7 protein-coding genes are annotated in these 11,839 nt (G+C 50.7%); 5 read left to right on the top strand and 2 right to left on the bottom strand.

The window, feature by feature from the left end; all coding sequences use genetic code 11:
- The first annotated feature begins 504 nt into the window (after nt 1–504).
- Together TX85_RS02525 and TX85_RS02520 are read left to right on the top strand one after the other, a co-directional pair.
- Nucleotides 505–1,035 (top strand): phosphatase PAP2 family protein, encoded by a 531-nt coding sequence (locus tag TX85_RS02525; RefSeq protein WP_044477578.1) that lies wholly within the window; start codon nt 505–507, stop codon nt 1,033–1,035.
- 50 nt (nt 1,036–1,085) lie between these two features.
- On the top strand, nt 1,086–2,234 hold the full coding sequence (locus TX85_RS02520; protein ID WP_044477577.1) for a UDP-N-acetylglucosamine--LPS N-acetylglucosamine transferase: 1,149 nt from the start codon (nt 1,086–1,088) through the stop codon (nt 2,232–2,234).
- Between the two features lie 73 nt (nt 2,235–2,307).
- On the opposite strand, the gene trmB is transcribed toward TX85_RS02520, so the two are convergent.
- Complete coding sequence (trmB, locus tag TX85_RS02515; RefSeq protein ID WP_044477576.1) at nt 2,308–3,015, bottom strand: tRNA (guanosine(46)-N7)-methyltransferase TrmB; 708 nt, start codon at nt 3,013–3,015, stop codon at nt 2,308–2,310.
- 378 nt (nt 3,016–3,393) lie between these two features.
- On the opposite strand from trmB, the gene TX85_RS02510 reads away from it, so the two are divergent.
- From TX85_RS02510 to TX85_RS02500, 3 genes are read left to right on the top strand one after another with little or no spacing between them, the layout of a single operon-like run.
- Nucleotides 3,394–4,344, top strand: coding sequence for a TIGR01212 family radical SAM protein (locus TX85_RS02510; protein WP_044477575.1), 951 nt, complete (start codon nt 3,394–3,396; stop codon nt 4,342–4,344).
- 2 nt (nt 4,345–4,346) lie between these two features.
- Nucleotides 4,347–4,928 (top strand): class I SAM-dependent methyltransferase, encoded by a 582-nt coding sequence (locus TX85_RS02505; protein ID WP_044477574.1) that lies wholly within the window; start codon nt 4,347–4,349, stop codon nt 4,926–4,928.
- 38 nt (nt 4,929–4,966) lie between these two features.
- Entirely contained in the window at nt 4,967–5,893 is a 927-nt protein-coding gene (locus TX85_RS02500; protein ID WP_044477573.1) for an alpha/beta hydrolase, read from the top strand.
- Between the two features lie 446 nt (nt 5,894–6,339).
- Here the strand turns inward: TX85_RS02500 and TX85_RS02495 are convergent, their stop codons facing one another.
- Nucleotides 6,340–11,832 carry a HAMP domain-containing protein gene (locus tag TX85_RS02495; protein ID WP_044477572.1) on the bottom strand — a complete coding sequence of 1,831 codons (5,493 nt, stop codon included), beginning with the start codon at nt 11,830–11,832 and terminating at the stop codon, nt 6,340–6,342.
- Between the last annotated feature and the right edge of the window lie 7 nt (nt 11,833–11,839).

Here is an 11,839-nt window from a genome sequence, read left to right as displayed (position 1 = left end):
TTTCGATTTTCCATGAGTTTTCACCATTTGTCAAACCGGTGTAAAAGCTTGCTTGCCTTCAAAATAAGCAGAAGTCAGCGCATTTATCGGTAAGTGAGGGTTTCCATCATGTTTCGCTGCGATTCTTTCCTATTTTCGTCAGTTTTAGCTCTTTTTATTTCTTTAGTCCCCCCTTCGTTCGAAAAAAATCAGCGTTTTGTAAATGTTTGTTACGCTCTCTATTTAATACAAACGAAGATTGGGGTAAAAATGTTTACACAACACATCAATTTCCTTTAAACTTGTTTGATAATATTTGAATCAGGGCAGCAAGAACTTCAAAGGATTGATTCACAAGAAATCAAAAAAAGGGTATATTAACTCAAGCAGAATTAAAAATTATGATACCTTTTTGATAAAGATGTCTTTTATAATCAAGCCATATTGCCATCGCTGCGTTGAAATGCGGCTTCAGCGGCAGTCAAGGCCGTACGTGCGGCACACCAAACGCGGAGGGATACCCCCATGACTAGATTGTTTCAAAAACTTGTAGAGCTTGATCAACGGTTATTCGTCGGGATCAATGGCAGACTGCATCGCAGCTTTCTTAATTTCTGGCTATACCATCTGACCCATCTGGGAGGAGCCTGGTTCACGATATTATCCACTCTCGCCATTTGGTATTTCGCTCCTTCGCCAGTATGGAGCAGAACGGGATTGCAGGCTTTTGCCGCCCTTGCAGCCAGCCATATTCCTGTTGCTTTGGCGAAAAAAATCTACCCCCGGGTTCGTCCTTATTTGACGCTTCCGGGAACAAATACATTCCGTAATCCGCTGACGGACCATTCTTTTCCGTCCGGACATACGACAGCCATTTTCTCGATTACTGTTCCTTTTATTTCCACCCAACCTTTACTTGCACTCATTCTGGCACCAATCGCTGTGATCGTTGGAATTTCGCGGATTTATCTGGGTCTGCACTATCCTTCAGACGTGCTCGCAGGAGGCATTATCGGCTCTGCTGTCGCGCTTAGCACGGTTGCATTATGGCCTTAAAGGGGATATTGTATTGGGTAGGAAAACCTTGTAGGAAAAGGTGAAACTAAGTGCAAAAACAAAGAGTCTTGCTTCTATCCGAAGGGTTTGGAGCCGGGCACACGCAGGCGGCGTATGCGCTATCAAGCAGTTTACGCAGAGTTTCGCCACAGGTGCAGACGAAAGTCATGGAGCTGGGAAGCTTCTTGAACCCCAGGATGGCACCGATCATTATCACCGCCTATAAAAAAACGGTCTCTACGCAACCACGGTTAATACGAATGATGTATAGAAGCAATTATAAAAAATCACTGAACCGATTGACGACGCTTGCTCTTCATCGAATGTTTTACACAGATACAATTCAAATCATCAAGCAGCTTCATCCGGAAGTCATTGTATGCACGCATCCGATTCCAAGTGCAATTATCTCCCGGATCAAGCGGCTTGATCTGCTCGATGTGCCGCTGGCTACGGTGATCACCGACTACGATGCCCATGGAACCTGGATTAGCCCCGAGGTGAACAGCTACTTGGTCTCTACCGAGCAAGTGAGGCAAAAGCTGCTGGAACGCGGGGTCGAAGACCATAAAATCAGAATTACCGGGATTCCTGTCCACCCGAATTTCTGGGAACGCCACCAGAAAAGCGACATTCGGGAGCAGTTTCATTTGAAGGAGATGCCTACTGTGCTGGTTATGGGCGGGGGCTGGGGATTCATGAAGGACGAGGCGGTTAACGCCCACTTGGCTTCCTTTCGCGAGCAGATTCAGATTATTTTCTGCTTTGGCAGCAATACGAAATCTTTGGAGAAAATGAGGAAGGATCCGCGCTTTATTCATCCGCACATTCATTTACTCGGGTTCACCCGTGAAATTGACAAGCTGATGGAGGTGTCCGACCTGCTTGTTACCAAGCCGGGCGGTATGACCTGCTCGGAGGGACTGGCCAAAGCCATTCCCATGCTGTTCCACAAGCCGCTTCCCGGCCAGGAGGAAGAGAACTCGCAGTACTTTACTTCTCAGGGCTGGGGCACTCCGATCAGTTCGCTGGATGATATCACAGCCTGGATTCATAGACTGATGCATCATTACGATGAAGTCGTTCGCGAACGTGCGGAGATGCTTGACACGATCGCCAGCTATTATCCGATGCAGAGCGCTCAAGCTATCATCGAACTTATCGAGCGTCATCCTTTTTTAACAGAGAATAATAACTGAACCGGCAGGGGCCATCCAGAAGCAGATCATTCAATCCGCTTTTGGATGGCCCCTGTATGGTTGGTGCTAATTTTTAGAACTCTTCCATTTTCGTCCGATGATAAGCCTCGAGCGCTGTTTCTCCTATTTTCACTTCACAACGATAGATCGGCATTCCCTGCTTGGAGAACTTGCTCTCGTACTCCGTCATGACATGCTGTTCATTGATGCCGTCCTTATGAAGATTCAGAGATATATTGCTCATCTGAAGTCCCTTGGCCGCAAAAGCATTCAGCGAGAACTCAAACAATTCGCGTGAGTCGGTCTTGAAGTGAATTTCGCCCTGCTGATTAAGCAGCGAGCAGTACTTATCCAAGAAGCGCGGATGAGTAAGCCGTCTCCGGGCATGCTTCTTCTTCGGCCATGGGTCGCTAAAATTAAGATAGATGCGCGAAACCTCTCCGGGAGCAAAAAACTCCTCAATCGATTCAATGTTTCCCAAGGCCAGTCTCACATTTGAAGGCTCTCCTTCCGGAGTCCCGCTCCAGATCGAACGCACCTTCTCGCTTGCGCGCCGGATGAGCTCATCGTACATATCCATGCCCACAAAATTACACGCAGGATGCTTGAAGCTCATGCCGCTGACAAATTGTCCTTTGCCCATGCCCAGCTCAATATAGAGCGGCCGGTCATTGCCGAACACCTGCGCCCATTTCCCTTTATAGCCCCTCGGATCAAGAACAACGATATCCTGTTGCTGCTCCAGCTCCTCACGGATTCCTTTTCTGCCGCGTAAACGCATCTTATTCCTCCACCTTCTAGTAGTTACTGAAACATTGTGCCGAAGTTCGGTCCAATTGTAAAGAGTAATTCGGTATAAATGCGAGTTGAATAACCTCTTAAAAAGTGAAGAAGGAATCCGGTGCCGCCGGGGAGACGGGCTGGGATTCCTTCTTCGATTTATTGGAATTGGGGTCCAAACAAATTTTAGGTATTTTAAAAATAGCATAATATGTCATAAGCCGCAAGAAATGCTCCTGCTCACTGTTCCACTTTTTTTTATTTTTTTGATACAATGATTCCAGGGAATACGCATAACGCAAGGCCCTTTAGGTTTTCATACTGAAATTTTCTCAAATGTGACAACTATATTACATCCATCATGGACTAAGGAGAAACGATGAGTACATTACAACCTTCCGCCCCTTTATTGTGGAGTGATAAACGGTTTCATACCTGGAACACCGAAATGCGGGAACAATTTGGCGATAAAGTATTTAAAGTCATGCTCGATGCCGGATTCACCTGTCCCAATCGGGACGGCTCCATCGCTAAAGGAGGCTGCACATTTTGCAGCGCCCGCGGCTCCGGCGATTTTGCAGGAAGCCGCCGGGACGACCTGGTGACGCAGTTCAACACAATTCGAGACCGCCAGCATTTGAAATGGCCCCATGCCAAATACATTGGATACTTCCAAGCCTATACCAATACGTATGCCCCGGTGGAGGAATTACGGGAATACTATGAAGCCATCCTGGAGCAGCCGGGTGTCGTAGGTTTATCTATAGCAACCCGCCCGGATTGTCTGCCGGACGATGTCGTCGAATACCTGGCAGAGTTGAACGAGCGCACTTATCTGTGGGTAGAAATGGGACTGCAGACGATTCATGAGTCAACGTCCACCCTGATTAACCGTGCGCATGATACCCAATGCTATCTGGACGCCGTAGAGAAACTGCGCAAGCATAACATTCGCGTCTGTACCCATATCATTTATGGACTTCCTCAGGAGAGTCATGAAATGATGCTGGAGACCGGCCGGGCCGTCGCCAATATGGATGTGCAAGGAATCAAGATCCATCTGCTCCATCTGATGCGCAAGACCCCGATGGTCAAGCAATATGAAGCGGGCTTGCTTCGTTTCCTGGAGCAGGACGAATATGTGAAATTGATTGTCGATACCCTTGAGTTTCTTCCCCCGGAAATGATTGTGCATCGATTGACGGGCGACGCTCCAAGGGATCTTCTGATCGGCCCGATGTGGAGCCTTAAGAAGTGGGAAGTGCTCAATGCCATCGATGATGAACTGAAGCAGCGCGATACCTGGCAAGGGAAATACTGGAGGGGGTAAGCATGGGGTTTCAATCCGTTCTCAGTTTTGCGCATAAATTGGTCAGTGAGCGCCTGCAGCCGGGAGAGTCCGCTATAGATGCTACGGCCGGCACAGGAGCAGATACCCTTTTCCTCGCAGGAATATGCGGAGCACGCGGCCATGTGTACGCCTTCGACATTCAGCCGCAGGCCCTTCAGCTCACCCAGACCAGACTAGATAAGGAGAGCAAGCTTCGGCTCTCACCTGTTACCTTGCTGTTAAAAAGCCATGCCGATATGGGGGCTGCGCTTCCTCCGGAGACAAATGGGAAGATTGGTGCCGTTATGTTCAATTTAGGCTATTTGCCCGCCTCTGGAGCCGATCAAGCCGTGATCACGAGCCCTCACAGTACCATTCCTGCCCTTGAACAGGCTCTTGAGCTGCTCAGGCCAAGAGGCGTCCTTACCGCCGTTCTCTATCCCGGGCATTCCGGCGGACGTGAGGAAGCGGCTATAGTGGAAGCCTGGGCGGCGGCTCTATCGCAAGGCAGGGGACAGGCACTGGTGTACCGCCAACTGCAAAAGCCGGATTCGCCTTACTTGATCGCCGTTGAGAAAAAGTAAGGCTCCATTGTTAACCCGATCTGGAGGGAGTGTCGAGCATGCGGGAAGAAACCTTTACCTTCGCCAACGATACCGGGCATGATGTATTTGTCTATCGCTGGCTGCCTGCGGAGTCTGAACGTATCCGAGGCATGATCCAAATTGCGCACGGGATGAGCGAGACGGCGGCCAGATATCAACGTTTCGCGCTTGCCCTGACTGAGGCCGGCTTTGTCGTCTATGCGAACGATCACCGGGGTCATGGAAAGACAGCCGGAACGCCGGAAGAGCTGGGGTGGCCGGGAGAAGACGGGTTTAACGGCATGGCCCGGGATATGATCTCGTTAGGCTCACTGATCTCTGCACGTTACCCTGACTTGCCGCTGTTCCTATTCGGACACAGCATGGGCTCCTTCTTATCCCAGAAAGTCATGTATGAAGCACCAGAGGCTTATCACGGCTTCCTCCTGTCCGGAACGAACGGCCCCCGCGGTCTCCTGTCCTTTGGACAGCAGCTAGCAACACTTCAGTGCAAGCTTCAAGGACCACAGCATCCAAGTCTATTGATGAATGCTATTACGTTCGGAAGCTTCAACAAGCGGTTCCTGCCGATGAGAACTCCCTTTGACTGGTTGTCCCGGGATGAGGCGGAAGTGGATAAATACATCAACAACCCGATGTGCGGCTTTATCTGCAGCGCGGGCTTCTTCAGCAGCATGTTCGGCCTTCTTCGGGAGATTCACAGGAGCAGCAAGCTCTCCCTTATTCCTAAAGATAAGCCAGTGTACATATTGGGCGGAGACAGTGATCCTGTCGGGCTCTACGGCGCAGGTCCGAAGCGGCTTGCAGAAATGTATGTCCGGCAAGGTATCCGGGATGTGCAGCTCAAGCTGTACGCCGAAGGGCGCCATGAAATGCTGAACGAAATCAACCGCAACGAGGTCACACAGGACTGTATTGAATGGATCAACAAGCATCTGTCATGATCCGTTTTGCTGTAGCTGTTTCTCTTCCCTAATATCGCTTGTCGGATAATTTAAACTCGCTAACGGACATTCTAAACTCTTAGCAGACTTTTTCTCATGATTCGAAGGGGTAAAGGACATTTCGGGCGCTTAGGATGCTCAAACGACTCTGGTTCACTCGATTCTACTCTCTAAGCAGCCAAAATGTCCGCTACAATTCTGTCTCATCCAAAGGCGGACTGTAAGGAGACAAAATGTCCGTTAGACCAAGTATGTACAAAGAAACCGTCTCTTTTTGGTTTATGGTTGGGGGGTACCTCCATTTTCCAGAGAGCGGTTTCTTTTTATTTGATAAAATGAACGAGGGTGTCCCTCAGTTCATCTTATGATCACTTTTGGGACACCCTCGCTTCGGAAGCATAAAGCGAACGTTTAGAGCGAACGTTTAGTTGATACAGGATCATTATTTATTCCGAAGCTTCGGAATCCTCCGTCTCCTGCGGTCGGTCAAGCCAGCTGCGGATCATCGAAAGGAGCTGAGCGCTGTTCACAGGCTTCGTAATATAGTCGGAAGCGCCAGCCTCCAGACATGCCTCACGGTCCCCTGCCATCGCCTTCGCCGTCAATGCGATAATCGGCAAATCACGGAATTTCGGATTGCTCCGAATTGCCCGCGTTGTCTCATATCCATCCATAATCGGCATCATAATATCCATCAGAACAATTTCGATCTGCGGATGGCTCTCCAGTATTTGGATAGCCTCCTGACCATTCTCAGCAGAAGTGACCTGCATATTGTGGCGCTCCAGAATCGTGGTCAGCGCAAAAATGTTCCGGATATCATCATCCACAACCAGCACCTGCTTCGACTGGATCATCTCATCGGACTCATGAAGCTTCACCAGCTTCTCCCGGGATTCATCCGGTAGATTCTCAGATACGCTATGCAGGAAGAGGCTCACTTCATCCATCATCTGTACTTGATTCTTCACTTCCTTGATGACCGAGAAACGAATCAATTCCTCCAGCCGGGTCTCCTGCTCAGCCGTCCATTTCTGACTACGATATAGAACAATAGGAACTGACTTGTTATGCATCTGCTTATGAATCTCATGGATCAGGTCCAATGAATCCATATCCTTCAGATCGTTATCCAGCAAGATAGTATCGAAACGCGAGCTTCGAATCAGTCTGAGCGCCTTACGGCCTGTATCTGCCGAGACAATCTCCACATCGCTATGGCCCAGGAACTGAACACTCTCTTGAAGCTGTTCTCCTTGACCCATTACGATAAGCAGGCGATGCATATTTTTTCGCGAAAATTCCTTAAGCTGATCCAGCTTGCTCTCCAGTTCCTCGCTGTTCACCGGCTTGGAGATGTAATCATACACACCCTTCTGCCGCAATGGAATCTCTTCCTCCTCCACCGTAATCACACAGATCGGAATATGGCGCACGCTCAGATCATTCTTAAGCTGCTCAATAACCAGGCGTCCGTCAATATCCTTCAGCCGGAGATCAAGAGTAATCGCATGAGGTCGGTATTTCTGCGCCAGTTCCAATGCACCGGTTCCCCGTGGCGTAATCACGGCCTTAATGCCTTTTCGATGTAATATATCCATCAAAATCTCGCAGAACTTCAGATCATCTTCAATAACCAAAAATACAAGATCGCCATCCTCAATATGATCCCTGTCGTCTACGATCACCCGCTCCTCCTTGGCGGCTGAGCTGCGTTTTGGCTCACGGGGCGTCACATCAATGACCTCGGGAACATATTTGGAAGAACCGTCATCCGCTGCTTCCTCCGAGGCTGTCTGCTCATGACCAGGCACATTGCTATATAAAGGCAGATACAAATTAAATACGCTGCCCTTACCCACCACGCTGTATAGTGTGATTTCTCCGCCCAGCAGCACGGCAATTTCACGGGAGATCGCAAGTCCAAGCCCTGTGCCGCCATATTGGCGGCTGGTGCTGCCGTCAACTTGCTGGAACGCCTCAAAAATAATGGCCTGCTTGTCCACCGGAATCCCAATCCCTGTATCGCTGACGGAGAAGCAAATTACCTCCTTGGCTCGATTCAGCTTCTCGCTGCCTGCTCCCCAGCCACTTGTCGCTTTGCTGATTTTCAGGAGAATCTGGCCTGCTTCGGTAAATTTGAAGGCATTCGAGAGCAGATTCTTCAGAACCTGCTGCAGCCGCTTCGGATCTGTAACCATTTTCTCAGGCAGCTCGGCCCCTACCTCAATCTCGAAGCTTAGCTTCTTGTCCTCCACCATAGGGAGGAAGCTTCGCTCCAGACTGTCCTTCATCTCGCTGAGCTTTAACTCGCTGTAATCGGCTGTAACCGTGCCGGACTCAATTTTCGATAAATCCAGAATGTCATTAATCAGCTCCAGAAGCTCGATTCCCGCATCCTGAATCGTTCTTGCAAATTTGACCTGCTCCTCGGTCAGATTATGGTCAGAGTTCTCCGACAGCTGCTCTGCCAGCAGAAGCAGAGAATTGAGCGGCGTGCGCAGCTCGTGAGACATGTTAGCTAAAAATTCGGACTTATACCGTGACGTAAGCGCCAACTGCTCCGCCTTTTCTTCTAGAATCCGTCTCGCGATTTCAACCTCGTTGTTCTTACTTTCCACTTCCGCCTTCTGGAGGACAAGGAGCTTCGCTTTATCCTCCAGCTCCTCGTTCGTCTCCTTCAACTCCAACTGCTGATTCTGAAGCTCTTCCGTCAATGATTGAGACTGCTTCAGTAATTCCTCTGTTCGACGGTTAGCCTGAAGTGTGTTCATGACGATACCGATCGATTCCGTTAATTGATCCAGGAAGGCCAGATCGATTGGAGTAAACGCCCGGAAGGAAGCCAGCTCCATAACCGCAAGCACCTGATCCTCAAACAGAATCGGAAGCAGTACAATATTTAATGGGGAGGCCTCGCCGAGTCCGGACGAGATCATGACATAATCTTCGGGCACATTGGCAAGCAGAATCCGCTGCTTCTCGATGAGACATTGTCCGATCAACCCTTCACCGGCCCGGAACTGATTCGAAAGATGCTTCCGGTGCTGATAAGCATAGCTGGCAAACAGTGCCAATGTCGGTTCCCCGCCGACCGGCTCATTAATATAAATGACGCCATGCTGCATGGATACCAATGAGGCCAGCTCAGACAGGATCATGCGGCAGACCGCGTTCAGGTCCCGCTGTCCCTGGAGTAACCTGGAGAACTTCGCCAGATTGGTCTTCAGCCAATCCTGCTCCGTATTAATACGTGTCGTCTCCTTCAGATTACGGATCATTTCGTTCACATTATCCTTAAGGATCGCAACCTCGCCCGCAGCCGCTACATCAATGCTTCGGGACAGGTCGCCCTTCGTTACAGCCGTTGCGACGGTTGTGATCGCCCGAACCTGTGAGGTCAGCGTGCTCGCCATGTAATTAACGTTATCCGTCAGATCGCGCCAGGTGCCCGCAGCTCCGGGCACATTAGCCTGACCGCCGAGCTTCCCTTCCGCGCCTACCTCGCGGGCAACGGTAGTAACCTGGTCGGCAAAGGTCGCCAGCGTATCGGTCATATTGTTAATCGTGTCGGTCAATGCCGCGATCTCGCCCTTGGCTTCCACATTCAGCTTCTGCTTTAGATTACCGTTCGCTACCGCCGTGACGACCTTGGCGATGCCTCGCACCTGATCCGTCAAGTTGGCCGCCATGAGATTTACATTGTCGGTCAGATCCTTCCAGATCCCGCCAACCCCTCTTACTTGAGCCTGTCCGCCGAGCTTGCCGTCGGTACCGACCTCGCGGGATACCCGGGTCACTTCCGAAGCGAAGGAATTCAACTGATCGACCATTGTGTTGATCGTATTTTTTAGCTCCAGCAGTTCCCCTTTAACATCGACTGTGATCTGCTTGGACAAGTCTCCATTGGCCACCGCCGTCGTCACACCCGCAATGTTCCGCATCTGAATCGTCAGGTTGCTGGTCATCGTATTTACGGTATCGGTAAGATCCTTCCAGGTTCCCGATACATCCTTAACATCCGCCTGCGCCCCGAGCTTCCCCTCGGTTCCGACTTCCCGCGCCACACGCGTCACTTCGGAGGCAAAGAGGCTGAGCTGATCCACCATCGTGTTCATCGTGTTCTTCAGCTCCAGAATTTCGCCCTTGGCATCTACGGTGATCTTCTTGGACAGATCGCCTCTGGCGACAGCTGTCGTAACCTCGGCGATTCCCCGCACCTGGTCGGTCAAATTCCGGGCCATGTTGTTTACGCCCTCTGTCAGATCCCGCCAGGTGCCGCCAACGCCTTTAACCTCAGCCTGTCCGCCGAGCTTGCCTTCGGTACCCACCTCAAGCGCCACACGCGTTACTTCTGAAGCAAAGGTAGACAATTGATCCACCATCGTATTGATCGTATTTTTCAGCTCCAGAATCTCGCCCTGGACATCCGCCGTAATCTTCTTGGACAAATCTCCATTGGCAACTGCTGTTGTAACTACAGCGATATTGCGCACCTGATTGGTCAGATTCGAAGCCATATAATTGACGCTTTCGGTCAAATCACGCCAGGTACCGGCGACGCCCCGAACTTGAGCCTGACCGCCAAGCATGCCGAGGGTGCCTACCTCTCGGGCAACCCGGGTGACCTCAGAGGCAAAGGTGGATAACTGATCCACCATGATATTGATCGTATTCTTCAATTCCAAAATCTCGCCCTTGGCATTTACGGTAATATGCTTGGACAGGTCGCCCTTGGCGACCGCCGTCGTTACCTCGGCAATATTCCGGACCTGATTCGTCAGGTTCGAAGCCATGTAGTTAACCGTCTCGGTCAAATCACGCCAGGTCCCCGCAACCCCCGTAACCTCGGCCTGCCCGCCCAGAATCCCTTCGGTTCCGACCTCCCGGGCCATCCGGGTAACTTCAGAGGCAAAGGTGGATAGTTGATCGACCATCGTATTGATCGTAATTTTCAATTCCAGTATTTCACCCTGAACATTGGCTGTGATCTTCTTGGAGAGATCCCCGTTTGCGACGGCCGTCGTAACCACCGCGATATTCCGAACCTGATCCGTCAGATTGGAGGCCATGTCATTTACGCTCTCCGTCAGATCGCGCCAGGTGCCGGAGACCCCTTTAACCTCAGCCTGTCCGCCCAGTTTACCTTCAGTTCCAACTTCCCGGGCCACCCGTGTTACTTCAGAGGCAAACATCGACAGCTGATCGACCATTGTATTGATCGTATCCTTCAGCTCCAGGATTTCACCCTTGGCATCTACCTTGATTTGTTTGCTCAAGTCCCCGTTTGCCACCGCTGTGGTTACCGCTGCGATGTTACGAACCTGATTCGTTAAATTAGCCGCCATATTATTAACGCTGTCCGTGAGCACCTTCCAGGTGCCGGAGACGCCTTTAACATCTGCTTGTCCGCCAAGCTTGCCTTCGGTTCCGACCTCGTGAGCGACCCGTGTTACCTCGGAGGCAAAGGTGCTGAGCTGATTTACCATAATGTTGATATTGTTCGCTATCCGCAGATATTCCCCCGTTAGCGGCCTGCCCTCAACTTCAACGTCAACCTTTTGGGTCAAGTCCCCTTGAGCCACCGCATTAATGACGCGTGCTACCTCTGCCGTCGGCTGAACCAGATCGCTGACCAGCCGGTTAAGCGCCTCAATGACATGCTCCCAGGAGCCGCCGGTATTCTTATGATTAAATCTTCTGGAAAGCTTGCCTTCCTTGCCCACAATTTCCGATACGGTTGCGATTTCGCTGACCAGACTCTCTTGCATGTCCATGATCTCGTTGAACGTGTCTGCTACCTTTCCGGCAATACCGGTCTTATCATACGGCATTCGAAACGAAAAATCGCCCTTTTTCAGGGCCATCAACGCATTCAGAAGCTCTCCTTCATCGACGCGCTCTGTCGATGCTGCAGGCTTCTTTGACTCTTCCGCCATCCTGATC

The sequence above is a fragment of the Paenibacillus antibioticophila genome (genome assembly GCF_000455265.1).
Lineage (GTDB): Bacteria > Bacillota > Bacilli > Paenibacillales > Paenibacillaceae > Fontibacillus > Fontibacillus antibioticophila.
Note: the sequence above shows the minus strand (reverse complement) of the source record. Positions and strands in the feature narration are given on the sequence as shown.